The organism is Actinosynnema sp. NPDC004786, assembly GCF_053601135.1.
Map to the genome: position 1 here is coordinate 17083 of NZ_JBSGBG010000026.1, position 23796 is coordinate 40878.

Here is a 23796-nt window from a genome sequence, read left to right on the forward strand (position 1 = left end):
GCGACCCACCAGGAGCCACCCCGATGGACCGCCTCACCGACTTCCTCTTCCGGAACGGCAAACCCGTGCTGGTCGCCTGGGTGCTGCTGGCCGTCGTCGGCGGCTTCTTCGCCCTCGGGCTGGAGGGCCGCGCGGTGCCGGGCGGCGAGGCGTCGGAGTCCAGCCAGGCGGAGGCGGTCGCGCGGGAGCTGAGCGCGAACGGCGTGCCCTCGCTGTTCGTCGTCGTGACGGGTCGTGCGGCGGGCGACGACGCGGCGGGGCGGGCCGCGCTGGAACCGATCAGCGCGGCCATCGCGGGCACGGAAGGCGTCCGCGAGGTCAAGCCGCTGCCGCTGCCCCCGCCCGACCCCGGATCGGGGCCGATCGTGGTCCTCGGGGTCTCCGCCACCGGCGGCGTCGACGGCTCGATCGACGTGGCGAACAAGCTGCTCAACGACGAGGAGGAGCTGACCGCCGAGGGCAGCGAGGTGTTCCTCGGCGGGTACGGCGCCCACCGGGAGGAGCTGGTCCAGCTCTCCCGCAGCGACCTGCTGCGGGCCGAGCAGGTGGGCCTGCCGATCGTCCTGGTGGTCCTGCTGCTCACCTTCGGCGCGCTGTGGGCCACCGTCGTCCCGCTCGTCATCGGCCTGTCCGCGCTGGTCGGCGGCCTGGGCGCGGCGGGCGCGCTGGCGTACGGCATCCCGTTCTCGGAGTACGTGACGAACGCGGCGTCGATGGTGGGCCTCGCGCTCGCCGTCGACTACGCGATGTTCCTCGTCCAGCGGGTGCGCGAGTCGCTGCTGCGCGGGATGGGCGTGGACGACTCGGTCCGGCACGCCATGCGCACCACCGGCACGGCGATCGCCTGGTCGGGGATCACCGTGGTGGTGGCCGAGGCGACCATGTTCCTGGTCGACTCGCGGGCCATCCGCACCGCCGGGCTCGGCATGATCCTGGTGACGGTGGCGGCGATCGTGGCCGCGCTCGTCGGCGCCCCGATCGTGCTGCGGATGCTGGGCCTGCGGGTGCTGCGCAGGAAGGACCGGCAGCGGCTGCTCGCGTCCGGCGGCGCGGTGGCGGTGGACGCCGAGGTGTCGGGCTTCTGGGCGCGCTGGGGCAAGCGGGTGACCGACCGGCCCGGCCGCTGGCTGGTCGGCGCGACCGTGCTGATGGCGTTGTTCTGCGTGCCCGCGCTGGACCTCGCGGACCGGGTGGACCTGCCGTCGGCGAGCGCGATGCCGTCCGACTCGCAGGTGCGGCAGGCCACCGAGGCCGCCGCGGCCGCCTACGGGCCGGGGGTGATCTCGCCCGTCGAGATCGTCGTGCGGGCGACCGCGGACACCGCCCGCACGCAGGCCGAACGGGTGGCACAGGTGCTGTCCGGCGACCCGGAGGTGCGCGCGGCGGCGCCCGTGCCGCTGGACCGGCCGGACGTCTACCGGGTGAGCGTGGCGACCGTGCACAGCCCGTCCGACGACCGGACCCACGACCTGGTGCGCAGCCTGCGCGACGGCGACCTGCGCGGGCAGCTCGACGGCGTGGTGTACGAGGTGGGCGGCGAGACCGCGATGCGCATCGACGCCACCGACGCCCTGTTCGCGAGCCTGCCGCTGATGTTGGCCGTGCTGCTCGGGCTCGTGCTGATCCTGCTCGTGGTGGCGATGCGGTCGATCGTGCTGCCGATCAAGGCCGTGCTGCTGGTCGTGGTGTCGCTGGGCGCGAGCACCGGCGGCCTGCTGCTGCTGTCCACCACCGAGGTGGGCGCGGCGCTGATCGGCTGGTCCGACCCGGCGGACCTGCACCCGATCGTGCCGATCACCATCGTCGCGATCGTCATCGCGCTGTCGACCGACTACGAGGTCATCCTGATCTCCCGGATCGCCGAGCTGTTCCGGGGCAGCGGGGACAACACGGGGTCGATCATCGACGGCGTGGCGCGCACCGGCCGGGTGATCAGCAGCGCCGCGGCGATCATGATCGCGGTGTTCTTCGGGTTCGCGCTGTCGGACGTGACGCCGCTCAAGCAGCTCGGCGTGGGGCTCGCGTTCGCCGTGCTGATCGACGCCACCGTGGTCCGCGGCGTCCTGGTGCCCGCGAGCATGCAGCTCATGGGCCGCTGGAACTGGTGGTTCCCGTCCTCCCCGACCCCGCGGCCCGCCCCGCCGGCGGAGCGCCGCCCCGAGGTCGTGAGCGGACGCGCGTCCTCGTCCGACGACCTGGTCTGACCCTCCCCGCACTCGAAGAAAGGTTCCGGGACCGTGCCCTCAATCCTCTCGGCCGTCGCCCGCGCGACGCGGATCGTCTTCGCCAAGCCCACGGTGGACCGGGTGGAGCCGTCCTTCGACATCGACCTGGGCCTCTACCACGAGGCCGACTACGAGAAGATCATCCCGCAGCTGGAGGACGTGGAGCGGCAGCTCTCGGCGGTGCCGCTGGACCGCCGGGGCATGCGCTGGGTGCACCTGGCCGACACCGTGCTGTTCTACGGCGAGCGGACGTTCGACGTGCCGTTCGAGGACTTCGTGTCCAGGGTGGACATCAGCCACATCGGCGAGTTCTACCGCGACTCGCTCGGCGTCACGACGAGGGTGGTCAAGCGGGACGGCGAGGGCCGGTCCGTGCACCAGGGCGTGCGCGTCGTCGCCCTGCCGCAGCCGAACTACGCGGCGTACTTCGGCAAGGACAACCTCGACGTCTACAAGCTGGAGAAGGTCGAGTACGGCCCGGACGAGCAGCGGGTGTGGATGCTGACCGTGCACAGCCCGAACGGCTCGGCCGTGTGCGACGACGGCTACACGTCGTTCCGCCGCACCCCCGACGGCAAGGGCACGATCGCCGCCTTCCTCGCGTGCCAGAACTTCCCGATCCCGCCGCTGATGGCGCTGACCCGGATGGACCGGTGGACCTGGTTCAAGACCCTGGTCACGGAAAGCGCCTACCGCCGCTTCTTCACCACCATGATGAACAGCCTGCTGTCCCGCTACCACGGCAACGACTTCCGCGTGGGGCGCGTGCGGTAGGGCGGTGCGCGGTCCTCCGGTGTGGTTCCGGAGCGATCCGTTCACCACGTCCATCCGCCAGGCGCCGGCGTGGGCGCGGTCGTCGCACGACGCCCCGCCGCCGTCCCCGACGGCAGGGCGGTGGTGTCCGATCCGACGCCGCGCAGGCCACTCCCGGGCGCGACCGCCGATGCGTGGCTCCTCGGTCCGGGGCTCAGTCGCCGACCTGGGCGCGGATGCCGGCCAGGACGGTGTCCAGGCCCAGGTGGAACGAGTGGTCGAAGTCGGTGTCCGCCACGGTGGAGTGCTCGGCCAGCACGGGATAGCGGTCCTGGTGGCGGGTCAGGTGGTGTTGGGTTCGGCGGCGCAGGTCGGTTTCCTCGGCCGGGTCGCGGACGGTGGTGCGCCAGGTGTTCTCGGCGGCCGTGAAGCCTTGGACGTAGTAGGTCAGCGCGCCGACGGCGGCGGTGAGGCGGGGGCCCGTCAGGCCCGCCCGGACGAGCAGGGCGTGGAGCAGTTCGGCGGCGGCCAGGGCGTGGGGGCCCAGCAGCGGACGGGTGGCGGTCAGGGCCGGTAGCCAGGGGTGGCGCAGCATGACCCGCCTGCTGCGGACCATCTGCCGGCGCAGGGCGTCGGGCCACGGCAGGTCGTCGTCGACGTCGAGTTCGATTTCGGCGAGGACCGCGTCCACGGCGAGGTCCAGCACGTCCTCGCGGCTGCCGACGTACTCGTACAGCGACATGGTGCCCGCGCGCAGGCGGGCGGCCAGGCGGCGCATGGACAGCCCGGCCACGCCCTCGGCGTCCAGCAGTTCGACCGCGGCGCGGGTGATCCGGTCCCGGGACAGGCGTGGCTTCCGCTCCGGCTCCTCGGCGAACCAGATCGCGGCCGGTCGCTGTCGGGGCACCTCGCCGACTCCTTCCGTGCGGTGTACGGGAAACCGTACAGCTAGCTTCGGCAGCACCCGAAGTGGAGGAGGAGAACGTGCGGGACTGGTTGCGGCGGTACGGGTTGTTGGCGTTGCGGCTGAGCCGGCGGATGACGGGCAGCGCCACCGGGCCGGTGCTCGTCTACCACGGGCCGCCCGGGTGGCGTGAGCTGGTGGAGCGCGAGGAGCCGCCCCCGGCCGGGCGGTTGGTCGAGGACGCCGAGGCGTTGGCGGAGCACGTGCCGTTCCCGCCGGAGCGCGCCCGGCACCTGGCGGCCGACGTCCGCGCCATGCGGGCCGTCGCACGGCGGTTGGCGGGCGAGCGCGCACCGCTGCCGGAGCACGCGCGCGAGTGCCTCGGGATCACCGCGCACCGGGTGCCGGAGGCGCTGTTCGAGCAGGTGCACGACCGCCTCGACGCCGCGCTGCCCGGCGGCCCCGGCTCCCTGGCCGAACGGCTGAACGCCTGGCGCACCGCCCACCTGCTGCCGCCGGACCGGGTCCACCGGGTGCCCGGCCTCGTGCTGCGCGCGGTCTCCGAAACGCGTCGGCGCACCGGCGGGATCGTGCCCCTGCCGGAGGACGAGCAGGTGCGGTGCCGCCTGGTGTCCGGCACGCACTTCCGCGCCGCCGGGGAGTACGAAGGCGGTCTGCGGTCGACCATCCACGTCAACCGGGACGTGCCGTTCAACCTGGCGGACCTGCTGTACGTGGTCGCCCACGAGGGCCATCCCGGGCACATCGCCGAGGCCGTGCTCAAGGAGCGCCTGCTCGGCCCGGAGCAGCGGATCAGGTTCCTGCTCACGCCCGGTTCCGTCGTCGGCGAGGGCCTCGGCCTGCACGCGCAGGACCTGGTCTTCCCCGGTGACGAGGCCCAGGCGTGGCTCGCCCGGCACGTGCTGCCCGAGTTCGGGATCGCCCCGGACGGCAGCGACTTCGCGGCGATCCACCGCGCCCAGAACGCCCTGTTCGGCGTCTGGGCGAACGCCGCCCTCCTCGCCGGCGAAGGCCGCCCGGAGGCGGAGGTGGCGGACTACCTGTCCCGCTGGTCCCTGCTCACCGAAGCCGAGGCGGCCGCCGCGCTGACCTCGCTGCGCGCGCCCGGCATGTCGCTCTACGTCCTGGCCTACTTCCACGGCTGGCGGCTGCTGGACGCCTGGCTGGACGTGCCCGACCGCACCGCGCGGGTCCGCCGCCTGCTCACCGAACGGGTCCTCCCGGCCGACGTGGGGGCGGAGGGGTGAGCGTCAGTCGGCGCGCGAGCCCCGCACGATCAGGCGACGCGCCCGGTTGTCGTAGGGCGAGGCGTCGAAGTCCCCGTAGCACTCGACGTCGGTGAACCCGACGGCCTCGAACATCGCGCGCAGCTCGGCCGCGCTGTAGAGGAACGACACGATGGACGCGTGGCGGGCGGCGCCGCCGCGCACCAACGTCCAGTCGGTGCGCAACCGCGTCCAGTCGTCGAGGATCGTGTCCCGCATGTAGACCGTGCCGCCGTCCACGTCCACCGCCTGCGGTCGGCCGACCCAGCCCGCCAGGACCTCCTTGCCCAGCACGTCGACCAGGAGCCGCCCGCCAGGCGCGAGGGAGGCGAAGGCGTGGCGCAGCACCGCGAGGTTGTCGTCGGGGTCGGCGAAGTACCCGAACGAGGTGTACATGTTGACGATCAGGTCGTAGGCCCGGGGCTCGACGTGGCGCCGCATGTCGGCCTGGACGAGGCGCGCGGTCACGCCCGCGCGGTCGCACGCGTCGCGGGCGCGGGCGAGCATGGCCGGGCTGAGGTCGACGCCGGTGACCCGCGCCCCGCGCCGGGCGAAGGGCACCACGTGCGTGGCCGGTCCGCAGGCCAGGTCCAGCACCCGCGCGCCGGCGGGGACCTCCAGCAGCGGCGAGCCGGCGACGAGGTCGGCGGCCTCCTCGTGCCGGCGTGCCGGGAACATGACCTCCGCGAACCCCACCCAGAGGTCGTCGTCCTCGTACCAGTGCATGGCGCTCCACCCCTTCGTGCGCGTCAGGTCCGTGTGCCGTCCCGGATCAGCGCACCCGTTCGGCACGCCGGGCCAGCCCGACCGCCACGGCCACCGCCACCGCGAACGCCGCGAGCCCCACCCACACCATCCACGGCTGGACCGACAGGCCGGCGCCGTGGTGCGCGCCGGGCGTGCGGCCACCGTCCCGACCGCTCACCACCACGGCGACGAGCACCCCGATCGTGGCGACGACCGCCAGGAGCGCCACCGCCCGCCGACCGGTGACCAGGGCGCCGCCCCCGCGCCCCAGCCGCTCGCTGGGACGGGCCGGTGCGAGCAACCGCGCCAGCAGCAGCACGGCGATCGGCAACTGCAGGAGCCACAGGGTGGTGCGCGGCCAGCCGTCGAACCACACATTGGTGCCGTAGAGCAGGGTGTGCCAGACGCTGAGCACGTACACGACGATCACGAACCGGTGCAGCGCCCGCCACACCCGCGCCCCGGTGCGGTGGCGCAGGTAGTAGGCCAACCCGAGCGGCAGGGCGAGGTAGAGCGCCAGCAGGCCGAGCAGGACCGCGACGCGGCCGGTGCCCGACGGGTACCCGCCCGGCACGAAGACCTCGACGAACGCGCTGCCGATCCGGCCCGCCCAGCCCAGGCCGTACTCGTTGACCCGCACCAGCTCGGCGAAGAACCAGAACGCGTGGGCGAACATCAGCCCGATCGTGGTCAGGCTGGTGGCGCGGTGCCACCGCTCGACCGCGACCGGGGAGAGCCGCGGCCGGTCGCTCGACCGGACGAGCCCGAGCATGGTGGTCAACCACGCCCACAGCAGCGCCGTCCAGCCGAACGCCTGGCACAGCCAGTACATCAGGTAGGCGTTCGCGTCGGCGAGGAACGGCATCACCGCGACGGTGGCCGACGTCCCCGACCGCACCCGCGCGTACAGCCACGCGAAGATCGCGAGGGTGATCACCAGTGCGGCGGCGGCGTCCAGCGCCGCCGTCCTCAAGTCGGCCCGCAGGCCCGGCCGGCGCCGAGCGCCGTCGAGCGTCGCCTTCGCGGAGACCATCGCGCCCCTACCTCCGTGGACGGGGACGACGCGCCCGTGCGTCCTCCTTGCTTGATTCAGTCGGATGCCGTGCCGCGGAAGTTCCCGCCCCCGGGCGGTCGGTTCGGCGCATCGGTGGACCGGACCGGCTCCGGGGTCGACCGGCGCCCCCGTCGGGCCGCCTAGGCGGTCGGGGGTCGGCGGGCGGTCACCGCGCCGAGCAGGTGGGCCGCGTCCCGGCCGACCCAGCCGAGCAGCGCCGAGCCCCGGTTGCGCTGGAAGGGCAGGCCGAGGAAGTGCAGGCCGGGGATCGGGCTGACGCCCGCCGCGTGGTGCGGCCGGCCGTCGGGGCCCAGCGCGCCGGGCAGGTCCAGCCAGCCGTAGTCCGGTCGGTACCCGGTCGCCCAGACGACGGTCGCGGGGGTGGTGTCGTGGCCGTCGGCGGTGCGGACGCGGTCCCCGTGCACCGCGACGACCCGGTCGCGCACCACCACGCCCCGGCGGCGCAGCCCGCGCAGCCCGACGCCGATCAGCGGGTCGCGGTGGCGCAGGCGGCGGCCGAGGCCGCTGTCGGCGGGCACGTCCACCACGCCGAGCGCGTCCAGCCACGTGAACAGGTCGCGGCCGAGCAGGCGTTGCGGGAGGGTCGGCTGCCGCGACCCGACCGCCAGGGTCACCCGGTGGGTGCGGGCGAGTTCGTCGGCGATCTGCACGCCGGAGTTCCCCGCGCCCACGACGAGCACCGGGCCGTCCGGCAGGCGGTCGGGGGCGCGGTAGTCGGCGGTGTGGAGCCGGGTGACGCCGGGGGCGAGGTCGCGGGCGAACGCGGGAACGGCCGGGCGCTGGAACGGACCGGTCGCCACGACGACGGCCCGCGCGGTGTGCGTGCCCCGGTCGGTGACGGCCCGGAACCGCCCGTCGTCGGTCCGCGACAGCCGGCGCACGGCGGTTCCGAGCCGCACCGGCAGGGCGAAGTGCCGGGCGTAGTCGGCGAGGTAGTCGGCGACCTCGTCCTTGCCGGGCAGGTGGTCGGCGGGTCCGGGGAACGGCAGGCCGGGCAGCCCGCTGTGCCGGGCCGGGGTGAACAGCCGCAGGGAGTCCCAGCGGCGACGCCACGACGCGCCGACCTCGGTCGCGGCGTCGAGGACGGCGAAGTCGCGCCCGGCGACGGCCAGGGCGCGGCCCATGGCGAGCCCGGCCTGGCCGCCGCCGATGACGAGGACGTCGTGGTGCGCGTCAGCGGACATCGTCGGCGGTCACGTCGAGGACGGCGGCGACCAGGGTCCGGCCCCGCGCGGTGAGCGCGTGCATCACCAGCCGCCCGTCACGGCGGGCCGTCACCAGCCCGGCGGCCTTGAGTTGGCGCAGGTGGTGCGAGGTGAGGTTCTGCGCCGCCCCGACCACCCAGGACGCGTCGCACACGCACAGCTCGCCACCGGTGAACAGGGCGGCGGCGATCGTCAACCGGGTGGGGTCGCCCAACGCCCGCGCCGCCGCGGCCGCCTGCTCCACCGGCGACGGCTCCGGCAGCCCGGCCCTGATCTCCTCCGCGTGCGGGAGGTCGAGGCACAACAGGTCGCAGGCGTCACGGTCCACGGCCGACATACTAACGTTCGTTGATATGTCGGGTGGCAACCCGGAACGACGACGGCCCCGTCCGCCGGGAGCGCGACAGCCGCCGCCGCACCGGTCACCTCGGCACGTCGTGCCCCCGCCGGAGGAGCCGTCGCCAGTAGGCGAGGTCGCGGCGGATGGTCGCCGTGTGGGGGTGGTCCGGTCCGAGCGCCCGCAGGTGGGCGGCGGCCACAGGTCGCGCAGGTCGTCCGGCTCCCGGTCTGGTGGACACCGCCCCGGTCCTCGCGTCGCGCGTCCACCGGCACACCGCCCTCCTGCCCGAGGCCGGCGCGGGGCCGGCACCCCGACGAGAACGCACTCCCGCCCCGCGGTCAACGCCCCCGTGCGGGCCGCCCGCGCGTCGCTGCGGCTGCCCGCACGGGGGCGCTCAGTCGGGGATCAGGCCCGACTCGTGGGCGATGATCGCCGCCTGGACGCGGTTGCGGACGCCCAGCTGCTTCAGGATCGTGCTGACGTAGACCTTGACGGTGCCCTCGACCACGTGGATCCGCGCGGCGATCTCGGCGTTGGACAGGCCCGCGCCCACCAGGCCCAGCACCTCCCGCTCCCGGGCGGTCAGGGGCGAGATCCGGGCCGTCGCGGCCGGGCGGGGGCGGCTGCGGGCCAGGTGGTCGACCACGCGCCTGGTGACGGAGGGGGACAGGTAGGCGGCGCCGGTCGCGACGGCGCGCACGCCGGAGATCAGCTCCTGCGGGTCGCCGGTCTTGAGCACGAAACCGGAGGCGCCCTCGCCGAGCGCCCGGCTGATGTAGCCGTCGTCCGCGAACGTGGTCAGCACCAGGGTCCGCGTCCCGGGGTGCCGCTCGGCGATCAGCCCGGCCGCGTCGAGGCCGTCCAGGCCCGGCATCCGGATGTCCAGCACGGCCACGTCGGGGCGGTGGCGCGCGACCTCGGCCAGGGCGTCGTGCCCGGTCGCGGCCTCGGCCACCACGTCGACGTCGCCGGCGGTCGCCAGCACCGCCTTGACCCCGAACCGCACCACGGGCTCGTCGTCGGCGAGCACCACCCTGATCAACCGGACCTCCTGACGAGCGACTCCTTGCGCACCAACCGGTCGTCCCGGAAGCAGAGCTGGTACAGGTCGTGCCGCGCGTGGTCGAACGGGTTGGCGTGCGTGCTGTAGTACCGGCACTCGACGCCCGCCGGCGCGCGGACGCCGAGCGGGTTGTCCACCCTCGTCCGCCACGGCAGGTCCAGTTCGTCCTCGTGCTGCCCCGGCCGCGCCCGGTCGAACGCGGCCGGCGTCAGCACGGACGTGGCCGCGTCGAACACCATGTACCCCGGCACGCCGATCGCGATCACGGCGCACACCGCGGACGTGATCAGCACCGTCCGCCGGGCGCTGCGCCGGAGTTCCTGCTCGGTGTGCTCCCGCCGCACGTGCGTGGGCGTCGTGCGCGGCAACGGCCGTTCCGGCAGCTCGGCCCGGACCTCGAACCCGCCGTCGCGGGTGGGACCGGCGTGGAACCGGCCGCCGACCAGCGCGACGCGCTCGGCCAGGCCCACCAGCCCCTTGCCGCTGCCCACGGCGTGCGCCTTCGGGGCGGGCCCGTTGGCGATCCGCAGCTCCAGCGCCGGGCTCAGCTCCACGGTGACCTCCGCGCCCGGCGCGTGCTTGATCACGTTCGTCAACGCCTCCGCCACCACCCGGTGCACGGTGCGCGCGATGATCCCGTCGACCTCCTCGGTGCGGCGGTTCACCAGCCGCACGGCGAGCCCCGACCGGCGGACGACCTCCTCGACACCCGCCACGGGCTCGTCCTCGTCGGCCCGCAGCACCTGCATGACCTCCGCGAGCCGCTCCGCCGCCGCGGTGACGCTGGCCCGCGCGGTCCCGGCGGCCTCCCGCTGCCGGCCGGTCAGCGTCGGCTCCAGCTCCAGCGCGCCCACCAGCAACGCCGCCCGCGCCAACTCGTGCCCGACCAGGTCGTGCATCTCGCCCGCCAACCGCGCCCGCTCGGCGTCACGCGCGCGGTCCAGGTCCCGCTCCAGCAGCGCGGCGTGCTCCCAGCCGACGTCGAGCAGCTCGGCGTACCGCCTGCGGAACCGCCCGAACGCCCACGGCACCACCCCGAGCACCCCGATGCCGGACGTGACGGCCAACGCCGTGTCCGACCCGCCGCGTTCGGTCAGCGCGACCACCACACCCGCCACCTCGGCCACGGCGAGCGCGATGGCGGTCGGCCGCGGGTCCGCCGCGTGCCGCCCGGCCAGGAAGCTGACGAGGGCCAACGCGGCGGCGAGCGCGACCACGCCGGTCCCGCTGTCCAGCTCGACGCGCACCAGGTAGCAGACCAGCCACGCGCCCAGCGCCAGCCCGAGCGCCACCGTGGGACGCCGGGGCACGATCGCGAACGCCACCGCCAGCACCACCAGGTCGAGCACGACCTCCCACACCGCGAGCCGGCCGGCCCGGGTGGTCACCCCACCCGCCAGCACCGGCACCGCCGCGCACACCCACAACGCGAACCGCCCCAGCACGGCACTCCTCGTCCCGGCCGTCACCGGAGTCGCCACCAGCCCTTGCGATCACCGCACCCGGTCCAGGACGACGGTCGGCGCGTCGGCGCGGGACCGCGCCCGCGGTCGGACCACCCGGGCGATCGCCCACGACACTACCGCCCCCAGCAGCAGCCCGGCCACGACGTCGTGCACGTAGTGCACGCCGAGGACGACCCGCGACGACGCCGCCGCCACCGCCACCACGAACGCCAACCACCCCAACCCCCGGTGCAGCGCGAACACCGCCATCGCCGACGCGCCCGCGATCGCCGAGTGGTTGCTGGGGAACGACCAGTCACCCGGGGCGGGGCACTCCACCAGCGCCGGCGCGGTGCGGCACGGCCTCTCCTCGGCCACCAGCAGCTTCACCACCTCGGAGATCCCGTAGGCCAGCACCACCCCCGCGCCCGCCAGCACGGCGCGCAGCCGGAATCGGAACCACAGCACCAGGAACATCACCGCGAACACGCCGAGCACCGCGTCGGTGCCGACCGCCAGGAATTCGATCACCCGCCCCAAGCTAGGCAGGCGGCCGGCCGCGCACCCCTGCCGAAAGGAACCGATCGCCCTTGACTTTCGACAGGGTCGGACGTGGTTGCCCGCCCGGCGGCGCACGGTGTAGAAGGGTGCCACGGGCGCGCGTCGCCGGAGCGGCACGCCGTCACCACACCGACCGCGGGACACCCGATGGCACACACCTCGATCAGACCGGGCCGGGTGTGGTTGGACACCGCCGGCCACCGGATCCAGGCGCACGGCGGCTCGATCCTGCACCTCGACGGCACCTTCTACTGGTACGGCGAGAACAAGGAGAAGACCAGGCCCGGCAACGGGATCTGGCACTGGGGCGTCCGGTGCTACTCCTCGACGGACCTCTACAACTGGACCGACGAGGGCCTCGTCATCCCGCCCGTCGAGGACGACGTCCGCTCGGCCCTGCACCCGTCGGCGCCGACCGACCGGCCGCACATCGTCCGCGACGAGCGCACGGGCAGGTTCGTGTGCTGGCTGAAGACCATGGGCGACGTGCAGACGGCGACGGTGCTCGTCGCCGACCACGTCCTGGGCCCGTACGAGGTGGTGCGCACCGGCCTGCGCCCGCTCGGGATGAGCGCGGGCGACTTCGACCTGGTCGTCGCGCCCGACGGCAAGGGGTACTACTACTTCGAGCGCGTCCACAGTGAACTGATCTGCGCCGACCTCACCGCCGACCTCACCGACGTGACGGGGTACTACTCGACCCACTTCCCGCGCCGCCGCCCGCCGGACGTGCGGGAGGCGCCGGCGCACTTCACCCGCGACGGGCGGCACTACCTGGTCACCTCGGGCACCACCGGGTACTACCCCAACCGCTCGGAGGTGGCCGTGGCGGACACCTACCACGGGCCGTGGACCGTGCTGGGCGACCCGCACCCCGGCGACCCCACGGGCACGTCGTTCCGGTCGCAGGTCAGCTCGGTCTTCCGGCACCCCGGCAAGGAGGACCTGTACATCGCGCTCGCCGACCGGTGGCTGCCCGGGGTCCCGGCGGAGGTCGCCCGGCAGGCGCCCGACGTGTTCCGGCGGGTCTTCGCGGGCGAGGCGGACGAGGCCGACGAGGCGTTCGCCGGGGCGCGCTTCGACACGTCCGTCGCCGACTACGTCTGGCTGCCCGTCCGGTTCGACGGCGACCTGCCGGTGCTCGACTGGCACGACGAGTGGCGGGTCGAGGACTACCCCTGACCGACCGGCTCCCCGGCCTCCGGCGGTGGCGGCGCGGTGCCGTCGATGTGCTGCCGGAGGAACTCGTAGGCGCGGTCGCCCACGCGCCTGCCCAGGTCGCGTCCCGCCTCGACGGCGGAGCGGAAGTGGACCCCGCCCAGGACCCTGCTCCGGGCGCACGCCTCCTCCCACTCGGTCAGCGTCTCCCACGGGCCGAGCGTGGTGTCGGCGCGCGGGGTGAGGCCCGGCTCGACCACCGACGCGCCCCGGGCGACGCGGATCGACAGGCCCAGCTCGTCCGAACCGGTGAACCGCCGGGCCGCCTGGGCGAACGCGCCGCAGAACGCGGCCGAGGTGGACGGGTACTCCGGGTGGTCGGCCGTGTCGAGGTAGCTGCGCCACTCGTCGCCCTTGATGTCGGTGACGGTGCCCCGGCCGGGCCCGCCCCACGCGGTGACGTCGCGGTCGCCGTAGAGGTGCCGGATCGCGGTGAACGGCCGGGGCGCGTCGTAGCGCACCTTGTGGTGCTGTCGTCGTCCGGGTCGAGCCCGGCCGAGACGAGCATCTCCCGCCAGTGCTCGCGGAACCGGGGGAGTTGGCTGGTGAGCACGCGATGACTCGCGTGCGTGATGGCGATGTCGCGTTCGCGGTTGGTCTTCCGCTCGGCCGCCGGTCGGCGGCCGAGCCGTGACGCGATGCCCAGTCGCTTCCCGGTGTCCGTGCCGGATCGCGATCACGTGATGTCGCGGCCCGCGGCCACGACGTCGTCCAGGAGGCGGGTGACGTCGGCCGGTGTGGCGCGGGGGTTGACGGTGCACAGCCGCAGCGCGCGGAGCCCGTTCACGGTGGTCGTGGCGATCAGGAACCGGTCGCCCCGGTTGACGGTGTCCGCGATCCTGGTCTGGACCGCGTCCGGGTCGGTGGCGCGGTCGGCGCGCGGCCGGTAGCGGAGGCAGACGATGCCCAGGCTGGGACCCGCGACCAGGTCCAGCTCGTCGTGCCGCGCCACGAGGTCGGCGGCGTGCTCGGCCAGGTCCAGCCCGTGGTCGACGGCCGCGCGGAACGCGGCGACCCCGAAGCCCTTGAACGACAGCCACAGCTTGAGCGCGCGGGCCTCCGTCGTGAACTGCACGCCGTGGTCGGACAGGTCCGCCTCCCCGGGCGCGGGCCGGGCGAGGTCGAGGTAGCCGGCCCGCGCGCGGAACCGGTCCAGCGCGAACGCCCGGCGCAGCGCGGCCGGGTCCCGCACCAGCAGGCAGCCGATCTCGTAGGGCTGGAACAGCCACTTGTGCGGGTCGATCACGATCGAGTCGGCCTCGGCCAGCCCGGCCAGGGCGACGCGCCCCCGTGCGGTCAGCGCGGCCGCCGCGCCGTGCGCGCCGTCGACGTGCAGCCAGAGCCCGTGCTCCCGGCACAGGCGGGCCAGCTCGGGCAGCGGGTCGATGGCGCCGGCGCCGGTGGTGCCCGCGTTGGCCAGCACCAGGAACGGCCGGCGGCCGGCCCGCCGGTCGGCCTCGACCTCCCGCCGCACCAGGTCCGGGTCGAGGCGGTGGTCGACGGTGGGCAGCACCCGCAGCCCGTCTCCGAGGCCCAGCACGTGACCGGCGCGCAGCACCGCCGGGTGGGTCTGGTCGGAACAGTAGAGGACCGCGCCGGCGGCGTCGTCGCCGAGCCGGTCGTGCCGGGCCGCGGCGATGGCCGTCAGGTTGGCCACCGTCCCACCGGGGGTGAAGGCGCCGCCGCTGCCCGCCGGCATCCCGAGCAGCTCGGCGAGCCACCGGGCGGTGACCTGCTCGACGGCCGACGCCCCCGCGCCGACGAACCACGCGCCGGGCGAGACGTTGAACCCGGAGGCGAGGAAGTCGCCCAGGACGCCGAGGAAGTTGTTGGCGCTCGGGATGAACGCGAAGCAGCCGGGGTGCCCGAGGTCCAGCGACCGGGGCAGCACCTCGGCGGCGAGGAGGTCGAGGAGCCCGGCCGGGTCCGCCGGGTCCTCCGGGATCGCCTCGGCCAGCAGGCGTCCGACGTCCGCGCGGTCCGCCGGCCGGCGCACGGGCCGGTCCCGTTGCCCGGACAGGTGGTCCACCACGAGGTCCACCACCCGGTGGCCGAGGGCGCGCATGTGCTCGCGGGTGAGGGCCAGCTCGTGCGGGGCGGGGGTGGTCACCGCGGTCGTCCTCCGAGGGTCGTGGCCCGGCGGACCGCGTGGACCCAGGCCAGCGCGTCGGGGTCGAGCGGGGGCCGCTCGCCGACCGCGGCCACGCGGTGGGGCAGTTGGACGAGCACCAGTTCCTCGCCCGGGCGCACCGGGTCGCCGGGCCGGGCGTGCCGCCACAGCAACGCCTCGCCGGGGCGCAGGTCGGTGAGCCGGCGCCGGCCGAGCGGCCGCAGCCGCCCCGCGTCGAGCCGGTAGCCGCCCGACTCCGGGATCGCGTGGAGGACGCCGTGGTCGGTGGCGGGCACGACGAGCTGGCTCAGCGCCAGGCACGCGGCGCGGACCCGCCGCACGGGCACGGACGGCAGCAGCGAGGCGAGGGCGTGCGCGCCGAGCATGGGCAGCAGCCCCGCGGCCTCCTCCTGCGCCTGCACGAGCGACACCACGGTCTGGAACCGGGGGTTGATCTCGACGGCGAAGACCGCGCCGGCGCCGGTCGCCACGAGGTCGAGGCCGAACGCGCCGCGGAAACCCAGGTCGCGGAGCCGGTCGCCGACCCGTTCGCAGGCGCTCCGGCACGCCGCGGCGACACCGGCGGGCAGCTCGTCGTCGGCCACCAGCTGGTTGCCGCAGTGCGCGCCCCAGTACGGGGTCAGCTCGGGCAGGCCGACCAACTGGTGCGACAGCGCGGACGCCGCGGTCGCGCCGCCGGTGACGCACCCGCTCACGGTCAGCGGGATCCCGGGCACGTACGCCGACACCCGCAGCCGCTCGCCCCGCCACCCGGCCAGCACCGCGCGCAGCCCGGCCCGGTCGGTCACCAGCCGGGTGCCCTTGCCGGTGAGGTTGTTGGCCCGCCGCTGCACCACGACCGGGCGGCCACCGCCCGCCGCCCAGCAGGAGTCCGCGTCGTCGGGATCGGCCAGCACCACCCTGGGCGTCGGCACGGCCACGCCGGCGCGCCGGAACAACCCCAGCGCGTCGACCTTGTCCGCGGCGACCGCCACCGCGGCCCCGGCCGGCGCGAGCAGCCGCAGGCCGCGGTCGGCCGCCCAGGCGCGTGCGCCCGCGCCGTCCTCGGGGGCGAAGCTGATCCCGGCCCGCCCGGCGGGCACGGACCGCGCCAGGGCCGGTGGGGCGGGCGACCCGGCGGCGGCCTCCGCGCGGTGGTCCCGGTGCTCGTACCGCAGCCACGGCAGGGCGGCGCGGGCCGAGTCGCCCAGGAACGGCGAGCGGTCGTGCCACCACAGCTCGGGAACGAGGTCGCGCAGCCGGGCCGCCGCCCCCGCCGCGACACCCGCGAGTTCCACCGGGGCGGTCGGGGTCACAGGATGACGAACGTGCCGTGCGCGGTCTGGCTCCGGACGCCCTGCCCGAGGCACTGCAGGAGGTCGAGCGTCGGGGCGGCCTGGGTGGCCTGCGCCGGGCGGCCCGCGAACGCGCCCGCCGTGATGGCGCCCGTCTTGGTCACCACGTCGAGGCCGGGCAGCGAGCTGACCGTGACCGTGTAGTCGAACGTGCTGGTCCGGCCGTCGTCCCAGGTGATCACCCGCGTCTCGGGCACGGCGGCGACCGGTTCCAGGCAGCCCGCGTCGCGCTCGACGGTGAACGTGCCGGAACCGCCCGTGATGCCGCTGTCGGCCGGCGACGCGCACGAGGTGTACCGGTCGTGCACCCGCGTGACGATCGGCCGCGGCAGCAGCACGACGCCCGGCGAGTACGTCCAGGTCGAGGTCGTCGTGCACGCGACGACACCGGTGGCGGGCTCGGGGTCCGCGACGGCGGCCGGCGCGACCGCGAGCAGCACGGCGACACCGCACACGACGGCGGCGCAACGGCGGCGCAACGGGTCCGGGCCCACGGTCGCGACCACCTCCGGGAAGCACGTGCCGGGCGGAATGGCGCGGGCCAGCCTAACCGCTCCGGGGGCGTTCCCCCGACGATGTCACCCGACCAGGTGGTGCTGCTCGACACCGCGGACCATCCGCTCCCGGCCGACTTGCCCGGCCCCGGTCCCCGGGCCGCCGGCGGGTTTGTCCCCCGAGCGAGCTACACGCGAGTGTCCACCGCGTGGTGACGATTCCGGGCCCGCCGATCCCTAGCGTTGCGGTGTCACCGCGGCGCACGGGGCCGCGAAGGATCTCGTGAAGGAATGGTCATGCGACTGTTGATCCAGCTCGGAGTGGTCGCGCTGGTCGCTTTCGGCGGCAGTGCGATCGTCGCCGCGATGCGGTGGAACGTGCCCGCCACGCTGGTGGCCGGCTTCGCCGTGGCGGCGCTGTCGCTGTGGGCGTACGCGTGGGTGGTGCGGCGCACCGAGCGGCGGACACCGGTCGAGGTGGCGGTCGGCGGAGCGGCCCCGGCGTTCGGGCGCGGGCTGCTGATCGGCGTCGGCATGTTCGCCGCCGTCATCGCGAACATCGCCTTCCTGGGCGGCTACGAGGTGCTCGGCTGGGGTTCGCCGGCGGGCGCGGTGGCGTTGCTCGGGTTCACCGCCGCCGCCGTCGTCGTGGAGGAGCTGATGTTCCGCGGCGTCCTGTTCCGCGTCATCGAACCGCGCCTCGGCACGTGGGCGTCGCTCCTGCTCACCGGGGCGCTGTTCGGCGCGGCGCACCTGTTCAACGACCACGCGACGCTGTGGAGCGCGACCGCCATCGCCGTGGAGGCCGGGTTCATGCTGGCCGCCGCCTACGCCGCGACGCGCACCCTGTGGGTGCCCATCGGCGTGCACTTCGGCTGGAACTTCGCCCAGGGCGGCATCTTCGGCGCCAGCGTCTCCGGCACGGACGCGCCGAAAGGGCTGCTGGACGGCGTGACCTCCGGCCCGCTGCTGCTCGGCGGCGGCGGGTTCGGGCCGGAGGCGAGCGCGTACTCGGTGCTGGCGGGAGTGGTGGTGACGGCCGCGTTCCTGTGGCTCGCCCGGCGGCGCGGCAACCTGGTGCCCCCGCGCCGCCGCCTCGCGGCCGTCGCCGCCGGGTGACGTCCCCGCGGACCGCCCGGCCCGACCGGGGCGGTGCTCCGCCTGCGCCCGGCGGTCCGCCCGGTCAGGACGTGCAGGGGACGTCGTCGAGGGTGACGTTGGCGACGGTCACCGGGTTCGGGGTCGCGTTGCTCCCGTTGAAGATGATGTCGGTGGACTGGCCGGTGTCCCGGGCCGGCGCGGCGGCGGCCGGGCCGGCCGGGGCGACGACGCCCGCCGCGGCCGGCAGCGCGCCGGGTGAAGCACGTCGGAGCTGCACGGTTCTCCTCCGGGGTGACGAGCGGAAGTCCTCGTCGGCACGGTGACGGCCGGCCGCGAGCCCGCGCATCGCCCGTTCGGAAGCCTCGGGGGCCGACGCGTGTCAGCCCTTCGTGGAGCCGAGGGTGAGCCCGTCGACGAACTGCCGTTGCAGCACGAAGAAGACGACCAGCGTCGGCAGCGCCACCAGCAACGACCCCGCCGCCACGAGGTTGTTGTCGGTGAAGAACGTGCCCTTGAGGTTCTGCAACGCCGACGTGACCGGCATCTTGTCGCCGGTCTGGATCAGCACCAGCGCCCACAGGAAGTCGTTGTAGATCCAGGTGAACTCGAGCGTCGCCAACGCGGCCAGGGCCGGGCGGCACAGCGGGAGGATCACCTGCCAGTACTGCCGGAACACGCCCGCGCCGTCGACCCGGGCCGCCTCGCCCAGCTCGTGCGGGATGGTCTTCATGTAGTTGCTCAGCACGAACACGCAGAACCCGGACTGGAACGCCACGTGGATCAGCACCAGCCCGAGCCGGGAGTCCAGCAGCAGTCCGGAGCCCGACACCCACTCGGGCACCTCGACCAGGAGGAACATCCGGTACAGCGGGGTGACGATCACCTGCTGCGGCAGCAGGTTGCCCGCGGTGAACAGCATGAGCAGCGCGAGGTTGAACCGCAGGCTGAACCGCGAGACGCCGTAGGCGACCATGGAGCTGAGCAGCAGCACCAGGACCAGCGCGGGCACGGTCACCAGCAGCGTGTTGAGGAAGTAGTGCGGCAGGTCGGCCCGGGTCCAGGCGTTGGCGAAGTTGTCCAGGGTCAGGCTCTCCGCCCACGAGAAGTAGCCGTTGCGGGCGGTGTCGTCGTAGGTGCGCAGGGACGCGTAGAGCGCCCACAGCAGCGGCGCGAGCGTCATCAGGCAGGTCAGCGCCAGGAACACGTGCAGGGCGATGCGCCCGGGTCGCGAAGTCATGCCCGCTCCTCCTCCCGGAACACCTGGAACAGGTAGGTGACGATGAACCCGAGCGAGATGAGCAGCAGCACCACGGCGAGCGCGGAGCCCCACCCGATCCGGCTCGACTCGCCGATGATGTTGTCGGTCACGAGCACGGACAGCAGCTCCAGCCCGTTGCGGCCCTTGTTGATCACGTACACGATGTCGAACGCCCGCAGCCCTTCGATCACGGTCACCACGAGCACGACCACGTTGACCGGCTTGAGGACGGGGAACGTGACCCGGAAGAACGTCTGCCACGCGGTCGCGCCGTCCAGCGCGGCGGCTTCGCGCAACGACGGGTCCACCGCCTTCAGCCCCGCCAGGTACAGCAGCATGATGTACCCGGTGTGCCGCCAGCCGGCGGCGACGAGCACCGCGTACAGGTTGACGTCCGGGTCGCCCAGCCAGTTCACCGGGTCGGTGGACGCCGTGCCGAGCAGGTGGTTCAGCAGCCCCTGCTCCGGCTGGTAGACGAGCTGCCAGATGAACCCGACCAGGGCGAGCGACAGCACCATCGGCAGGTACAGCACGCTCTGGTACAGCCGCCCGAACCGCAGCCGGCGGTCCAGCAGCACGGCCAGCAGCAGCCCGGCGACGGTCGGCACGACGAGCAGGAACAGCAGCCAGACCACGTTGTGCCGCAGCGCGGGCCAGAACCGGGGGTACCGGGTGAGGATGTCGACGTAGTTCCGGAAGCCGACCCACTCGATGTCGGCGAACCCGCCGATGCCGTCCCACGAGCTGAACGACAGGGCGACCGAGCCGAGCGCGGGCACCCAGACGAACAGGAGGTGCACCAGGGACGGGACGCCGAGCATGAGCCCGAGCACGAGCTTGTCGCGCGGCGCGAGCGCGGTCGCGCGACGCCGGGGTCGGCGGGCCGGCGGGGGAGGAGGGGGCCGGCCGGGGTCGGCGCGGCGGGGAGGCTGGTCGCGCACCTGGGTCACGGCGGTCACCCCGTGAAGATCGTCTTCGCCTGGTCGGCCATGCCCTTGAGGATCGAGTCGAGGTCGTCCGGGTTCTGGATGAACGCGTTGAGCCCGTTGGTGGCCGCGTCGCTGGCGAAGCGCGGGTCGGTGTCGCGGTCGAGGAACTGCGTGATGTGCGCGGCGTCCTTGATCACCTGCGCCGCCTTGCGCTGCAACGCGGTGTAGCCCGACGTGTCGGCGTCGGAGGAGGTGGCGACCGCCGTCGGGTCGGCCTTGAGGTACGCCAGCTGCGCGGCGGGCGTCGACAGGTACTCCAGCAGCCTCTTGGCGCCGGCCTCGTTGGCGGGCTTGCGCGCCATGAGGTAGCCGTCGATCGGCGCCTCGACCGTGTCCTGGCCGTGCTCCGGGTTGATCTCGGGGTAGGGGAAGAAGTCGAGGTCGTCCCGCTCGGGACCGGTGAACTGCTGCGCGACGAACGAGCCGAGCAGCACCATGCCCGCCTTGCCCTGCTGGAGGGTCTGCGCGGCCTCCTGCCACTCCCGGCCCAGCGCGTTCTCCTGGTGGAACGGCAGCAGCCGCTTCCAGGTGTCGAACACCTCGCGCACCTTCGTGCCCTGCCAGTCCTCCTTGCCCGCCATCAGGTCGACGTGGAACCGGTAGCCGTTGAGGCGGAAGTTCAGCTGGTCGAACGTGCCCATGCCGGGCCAGCCCTGCTTCTGCGCGAACGCGATGGGCACCAGGCCGTCGGCCTTCATCCGGGTGGCCAGGGCGACCAGCTCGTCCAGGGTCCCGGGCACCTCGTACCCGCGCTGCTGCCAGACGCTCCTGCGGTAGAAGACGCCCCACGGGTACTGGGTGAACGGGATGAGGTACTGCCTGCCGTCCGAGCCGGTGGACGCCTCCTTGAGCGCGCCGGAGTAGCCGCCGCCGACCTTCGACCACACGTCGGACAGGTCGCCGGTGAGCCCCTTGCCGGCGAAGAACCGCATCCGGTAGCCCGCGAACCAGGCCAGCACGTCGTCCGGCTTGCCCTGGAGGTAGTTGTTGATCTGCTCCTGGTACTGCTCGTGCTGCTTGGTGTTGATCGCGACCTTGAGGCCGGACTCCGCCTCGAACGACCGCAGCGCCGCCGTGATGGCGTCCTTCGGCACCTGGTCGGAGAGGTTGTTGCCGAACGTGACGGTGTCGGTCGCGGCCCCGCCTCCCGACCCGCCGCACGCGGAGAGGCCGGGGAGGACGGCGAGGCCCGCGCCGGCGGCGATCGCCTTCAGCAGGGTGCGCCGGCCCGGGAGCGGGAAGGACGCCGGTGTGTCGAACCTTGTCATGTCGCTCCTCCGAGTGGCACACGACCGAACACAAGACCCAACAGAGCGGCCCATAATGTGTCCTGAACCACACCGGCTGTCAAGCCCGAAGTGGTTGTGATCCGGCTCGGGAACGACTGGGTATCGGCTGGTGGGGCCGATCGGGGGAGGAACGGGGCGAGACTTCGGCCGAACACACTTCAACGATCGGTTCTGTTCGCCTCTGTTGACGGACCACGAACCCGACCGGTGTCCGGCACGCCCGGCGACGCGGTGGCCGGAGCCGCCCCGTCCCCGTGGACCGTCGCTTGTGGACGTTGCCGGGAGAGGGGTGGCGGGCGTTCCCCGCCACCCCTCGCACCGTCACCCGCGGACGGTCAGCGGCACGTCGACGAAGTCGCCGCCGCCCGCCGCGAGGGTCGTGAGACCCGGCACGAAGCGGCGCAGCTTCGGGTCGCCCGCGGGGGTGCGGAAGGCGATCACCCACGTGTCGGCCGCCAGGGACAGCGTCGGGTCGGACGCGGTTTCGTGCTCGTAGTGCGTGACCTCGGACCACGGCAGCCAGGTGGCGCTGCCGGGGTTGGCCTGCCCGGTGCGGTAGACGAAGCCGTCCGTGCCGCGCACGACCACCTGCACCGTGCCGTTCGGCGCCATGATCGCGCTCGGCGCGCCCGCCGCGGCCATCCCCGGCAGCGGCGCGGCCGGCAGCACGGTCCACGCGGCCGCGCCCGTCCGCCTCGTCCAGACCTGGCCGTCGTCGCCGCGCACGAACCGCAGCACGTCGCCGTTCGGCATGGTCACGGCCGCCGCCAGGCTGCCCGCCGGGTTGCCGAGCGACTCCCACGGCGACGGCGGGACCATCGCGGTCACCACCGGCTCGGCGGCGATGGAGTAGGTGTAGTTCACGCCGTCGACGCCGAGCGCGGTGAGCCGGATCGTGGTGCCCGTCGCGACGGCGGCCAGCGGTCCGGCGGGCGCCACCGGCAGCGGCCGCTGGTAGGTGTTGCGGCGCCACGCGTGGATGGAGCCGTTGACCACCCGCTGCGGCCGGGTCCAGATGTAGCCGTTGGCGTCCAGCGCCACGAACGTCACCAGGTCGTTGGCGGTGCGCACCAGTTGCGGGTCGGTGCGCATGCGGCCCCGGAAGTCCACGATGTCGGTCCACGTGCCCGGCGCGCTCTGCAACGCGCCGCGCGTGTCGGAGTCCGTGCCGTGGGCGTAGAGCCGGAGCTGCCCGTCCTGGTTCTCCGCGTACGACGGCTTGCCGGTGAACCCCGCGTACCCCGGGAACGCGGCGAAACCGTTGGGGTCGACGTTGTACAGGTCGCGGATCTCGCCGTGCACCAGCCGGCCCTCGTTGTCGACGTACCCGTACTGCAGGTAGCCGTTGGAGGTCTTGGCCAGCGCCGCCCCGGCGGTCCGGTCCACCGGCACGAACGGGCGTTGCGGGTCGTTCGCCGCGGTCCACCGGCACGCGTCGGTGGTGGCGACGGTGGCCGGGTCGGTGCCCCAGCCGCCACTGGCGACCTCGCGCCCCGACCCGGCGACCAGCGACTGCGTCGACGGGTTGTAGCGGTACCACAGCATCTGGCCCGTGGGCCGCACGGCGTACAGCACGTCACCGCCGGGCGAGAACACCTTGGTGAACCCGCCCCAGTCGCCGCTGCCCACCATGGTCGAGCCGGACAGGCGTTGCGACCCGTGGTGGTACTCGTAGCGGTAGAGGAACCCGGAGGTGGAGCGCGCGTAGATCACCCCGTTGCCCGCGGCGGTGATCATGTCGTAGCCGTTCCACCCGGCGTCGAGGATCGCGGTGGCCGACGTGCCGGTGGTCTCGTTGTAGGCCCGCCACCGCAGGAAGCCGCCGGTGTCGATGTAGTAGAAGTGCCCGAGCGAGTCCACGGTGAACCTCGGGCGGTACGCCGGGGCGCGGTACGTGGCGAACCCGGTCCCGATCACGGTGTAGGCGCCGGGCCCGCCGCCCTCCCACGACGTGCCCTGCCACCGGCGCCGGTGCAGCTCGCCGGTCTCGCTGATGGTGTAGATCCGCCCGTCCGGCCCGCCCCAGGTGGCGGAGCCCCAGCCGGTCCCCAGCTCCGACCCGGCGCGCCAGCTCGGCGCGCCGGTCTCGGGTTCGTCGTGGTGCCACAGGAAGAGCCTGCCGTCCGGGACGGCGGTGAAGACGGACGCGCTCGCGGCGCACTGGATCGCGTCCTCGGCCGCCGCGGTGGCCGGCGAGGTGACGGCGGACGTGGCGCCCGCCGCGGCCGCCAGCGCCAGCACGGCGGCGAAGTGCCCGCCGAACCGGCGCGCGGGTCTGTGTCGCATCGCTCCCCCAAGGAGACCGGGCAGCCGGGTCGCTGCCGCGCCGGAGCATGCGGCGTGCGCGCGTCGGGCACAAGCTTTTGTCCCGCCGCGGG

General features: G+C 74.2%; 22 protein-coding genes and 1 pseudogene. 5 read left to right on the forward strand and 18 right to left on the reverse strand.

Features of this window, described 5'->3' with window-relative positions; all coding sequences use genetic code 11:
* The first annotated feature begins 23 nt into the window (after positions 1-23).
* Positions 24-2204, forward strand: a complete 2181-nt coding sequence (locus ACWEFJ_RS22925) for an MMPL family transporter (RefSeq protein ID WP_449714977.1) — start codon at positions 24-26, stop codon at positions 2202-2204.
* A 33-nt stretch (positions 2205-2237) separates the two neighbouring features.
* On the forward strand, positions 2238-2999 hold the full coding sequence (locus tag ACWEFJ_RS22930) for a hypothetical protein (RefSeq protein ID WP_378088731.1): 762 nt from the start codon (positions 2238-2240) through the stop codon (positions 2997-2999).
* Between the two features lie 193 nt (positions 3000-3192).
* Here the strand turns inward: ACWEFJ_RS22930 and ACWEFJ_RS22935 are convergent, their stop codons facing one another.
* Complete coding sequence (locus tag ACWEFJ_RS22935) at positions 3193-3885, reverse strand: TetR/AcrR family transcriptional regulator (protein ID WP_378088729.1); 693 nt, start codon at positions 3883-3885, stop codon at positions 3193-3195.
* 77 nt (positions 3886-3962) lie between these two features.
* Here ACWEFJ_RS22935 and ACWEFJ_RS22940 point away from each other — a divergent pair, with 77 nt between their 5' ends.
* Positions 3963-5150 (forward strand): hypothetical protein, encoded by a 1188-nt coding sequence (locus ACWEFJ_RS22940; protein WP_449714978.1) that lies wholly within the window; start codon positions 3963-3965, stop codon positions 5148-5150.
* 3 nt (positions 5151-5153) lie between these two features.
* Here ACWEFJ_RS22940 and ACWEFJ_RS22945 read toward each other — a convergent pair whose 3' ends face one another.
* From ACWEFJ_RS22945 to ACWEFJ_RS22975, 7 genes are all read right to left on the reverse strand, one after another.
* A complete protein-coding gene (locus tag ACWEFJ_RS22945) occupies positions 5154-5894 on the reverse strand; it encodes a class I SAM-dependent methyltransferase (protein ID WP_378088725.1) in 741 nt (246 codons plus the stop codon).
* A 46-nt stretch (positions 5895-5940) separates the two neighbouring features.
* Positions 5941-6948 carry an iron reductase gene (locus tag ACWEFJ_RS22950; RefSeq protein WP_378088723.1) on the reverse strand — a complete coding sequence of 336 codons (1008 nt, stop codon included), beginning with the start codon at positions 6946-6948 and terminating at the stop codon, positions 5941-5943.
* 161 nt (positions 6949-7109) lie between these two features.
* On the reverse strand, positions 7110-8174 hold the full coding sequence (locus tag ACWEFJ_RS22955) for a flavin-containing monooxygenase (protein ID WP_449714979.1): 1065 nt from the start codon (positions 8172-8174) through the stop codon (positions 7110-7112).
* The gene (locus tag ACWEFJ_RS22960) at positions 8164-8532 is read right to left on the reverse strand and encodes an ArsR/SmtB family transcription factor (protein ID WP_449714980.1); all 369 of its coding nucleotides are present in this window, start codon (positions 8530-8532) and stop codon (positions 8164-8166) included. Before ACWEFJ_RS22960 ends, ACWEFJ_RS22955 begins: the two co-directional genes overlap by 11 nt.
* A 397-nt stretch (positions 8533-8929) precedes the next feature.
* Complete coding sequence (locus tag ACWEFJ_RS22965; RefSeq protein ID WP_378088717.1) at positions 8930-9577, reverse strand: response regulator; 648 nt, start codon at positions 9575-9577, stop codon at positions 8930-8932.
* Complete coding sequence (locus ACWEFJ_RS22970) at positions 9574-11043, reverse strand: sensor histidine kinase (protein WP_378088715.1); 1470 nt, start codon at positions 11041-11043, stop codon at positions 9574-9576. The genes ACWEFJ_RS22965 and ACWEFJ_RS22970 overlap by 4 nt, the downstream gene beginning before the upstream one ends.
* Before the next feature lie 48 nt (positions 11044-11091).
* Positions 11092-11574, reverse strand: a complete 483-nt coding sequence (locus ACWEFJ_RS22975) for a phosphatase PAP2 family protein (RefSeq protein ID WP_378088713.1) — start codon at positions 11572-11574, stop codon at positions 11092-11094.
* Between the two features lie 177 nt (positions 11575-11751).
* On the opposite strand from ACWEFJ_RS22975, the gene ACWEFJ_RS22980 reads away from it, so the two are divergent.
* The gene (locus tag ACWEFJ_RS22980) at positions 11752-12786 is read left to right on the forward strand and encodes a family 43 glycosylhydrolase (protein ID WP_449714981.1); all 1035 of its coding nucleotides are present in this window, start codon (positions 11752-11754) and stop codon (positions 12784-12786) included.
* On the opposite strand, the gene ACWEFJ_RS22985 is transcribed toward ACWEFJ_RS22980, so the two are convergent.
* The 5 genes and pseudogenes from ACWEFJ_RS22985 to ACWEFJ_RS23005 all read right to left on the reverse strand — a co-directional run bounded on the left by ACWEFJ_RS22985 (position 12777) and on the right by ACWEFJ_RS23005 (position 16793).
* Positions 12777-13283, reverse strand: coding sequence for a hypothetical protein (locus ACWEFJ_RS22985; protein ID WP_449714982.1), 507 nt, complete (start codon positions 13281-13283; stop codon positions 12777-12779). The genes ACWEFJ_RS22980 and ACWEFJ_RS22985 overlap by 10 nt on opposite strands.
* Before the next feature lie 59 nt (positions 13284-13342).
* Positions 13343-13468: pseudogene (locus ACWEFJ_RS22990) on the reverse strand (DUF6851 domain-containing protein); the annotation flags it as partial.
* A gap of 30 nt (positions 13469-13498) precedes the next feature.
* On the reverse strand, positions 13499-14932 hold the full coding sequence (locus tag ACWEFJ_RS22995; protein WP_449714983.1) for a pyridoxal phosphate-dependent decarboxylase family protein: 1434 nt from the start codon (positions 14930-14932) through the stop codon (positions 13499-13501).
* A complete protein-coding gene (locus tag ACWEFJ_RS23000) occupies positions 14929-16248 on the reverse strand; it encodes an ATP-grasp domain-containing protein (RefSeq protein ID WP_449714984.1) in 1320 nt (439 codons plus the stop codon). The genes ACWEFJ_RS22995 and ACWEFJ_RS23000 overlap by 4 nt, the downstream gene beginning before the upstream one ends.
* The gene (locus ACWEFJ_RS23005) at positions 16245-16793 is read right to left on the reverse strand and encodes a hypothetical protein (protein WP_449714985.1); all 549 of its coding nucleotides are present in this window, start codon (positions 16791-16793) and stop codon (positions 16245-16247) included. Before ACWEFJ_RS23005 ends, ACWEFJ_RS23000 begins: the two co-directional genes overlap by 4 nt.
* Positions 16794-17078: 285 nt before the next feature.
* Between ACWEFJ_RS23005 and ACWEFJ_RS23010 the strand changes: the two genes are divergently transcribed.
* Positions 17079-17900, forward strand: coding sequence for a CPBP family intramembrane glutamic endopeptidase (locus tag ACWEFJ_RS23010; RefSeq protein ID WP_378088703.1), 822 nt, complete (start codon positions 17079-17081; stop codon positions 17898-17900).
* 64 nt (positions 17901-17964) lie between these two features.
* On the opposite strand, the gene ACWEFJ_RS23015 is transcribed toward ACWEFJ_RS23010, so the two are convergent.
* From ACWEFJ_RS23015 to ACWEFJ_RS23035, 5 genes are all read right to left on the reverse strand, one after another.
* Positions 17965-18159, reverse strand: a complete 195-nt coding sequence (locus tag ACWEFJ_RS23015) for a hypothetical protein (RefSeq protein ID WP_449714986.1) — start codon at positions 18157-18159, stop codon at positions 17965-17967.
* 102 nt (positions 18160-18261) lie between these two features.
* Positions 18262-19119: a carbohydrate ABC transporter permease gene (locus tag ACWEFJ_RS23020; protein WP_378088699.1), complete on the reverse strand. Its 858-nt coding sequence runs from the start codon at positions 19117-19119 to the stop codon at positions 18262-18264.
* Entirely contained in the window at positions 19116-20099 is a 984-nt protein-coding gene (locus ACWEFJ_RS23025) for a carbohydrate ABC transporter permease (RefSeq protein ID WP_378088697.1), read from the reverse strand. The genes ACWEFJ_RS23020 and ACWEFJ_RS23025 overlap by 4 nt, the downstream gene beginning before the upstream one ends.
* The gene (locus ACWEFJ_RS23030; RefSeq protein WP_449714987.1) at positions 20096-21397 is read right to left on the reverse strand and encodes an ABC transporter substrate-binding protein; all 1302 of its coding nucleotides are present in this window, start codon (positions 21395-21397) and stop codon (positions 20096-20098) included. The genes ACWEFJ_RS23025 and ACWEFJ_RS23030 overlap by 4 nt, the downstream gene beginning before the upstream one ends.
* Positions 21398-21739: 342 nt before the next feature.
* On the reverse strand, positions 21740-23704 hold the full coding sequence (locus ACWEFJ_RS23035; protein ID WP_449714988.1) for a tachylectin-related carbohydrate-binding protein: 1965 nt from the start codon (positions 23702-23704) through the stop codon (positions 21740-21742).
* Positions 23705-23796 lie beyond the last annotated feature (92 nt).

Coding starts and splice junctions, on each gene's coding strand:
- ACWEFJ_RS22925 (WP_449714977.1), top strand. CDS start 24: ATGGACCGCCTCACCGACTTCCTCTTCCGGAACGGCAAACCCGTGCTG.
- ACWEFJ_RS22945 (WP_378088725.1), bottom strand. CDS start 5,894: ATGCACTGGTACGAGGACGACGACCTCTGGGTGGGGTTCGCGGAGGTC.
- ACWEFJ_RS22950 (WP_378088723.1), bottom strand. CDS start 6,948: ATGGTCTCCGCGAAGGCGACGCTCGACGGCGCTCGGCGCCGGCCGGGC.
- ACWEFJ_RS22955 (WP_449714979.1), bottom strand. CDS start 8,174: ATGTCCGCTGACGCGCACCACGACGTCCTCGTCATCGGCGGCGGCCAG.
- ACWEFJ_RS22960 (WP_449714980.1), bottom strand. CDS start 8,532: ATGTCGGCCGTGGACCGTGACGCCTGCGACCTGTTGTGCCTCGACCTC.
- ACWEFJ_RS22980 (WP_449714981.1), top strand. CDS start 11,752: ATGGCACACACCTCGATCAGACCGGGCCGGGTGTGGTTGGACACCGCC.
- ACWEFJ_RS23010 (WP_378088703.1), top strand. CDS start 17,079: ATGCGACTGTTGATCCAGCTCGGAGTGGTCGCGCTGGTCGCTTTCGGC.
- ACWEFJ_RS23020 (WP_378088699.1), bottom strand. CDS start 19,119: ATGACTTCGCGACCCGGGCGCATCGCCCTGCACGTGTTCCTGGCGCTG.
- ACWEFJ_RS23030 (WP_449714987.1), bottom strand. CDS start 21,397: ATGACAAGGTTCGACACACCGGCGTCCTTCCCGCTCCCGGGCCGGCGC.
- ACWEFJ_RS23035 (WP_449714988.1), bottom strand. CDS start 23,704: ATGCGACACAGACCCGCGCGCCGGTTCGGCGGGCACTTCGCCGCCGTG.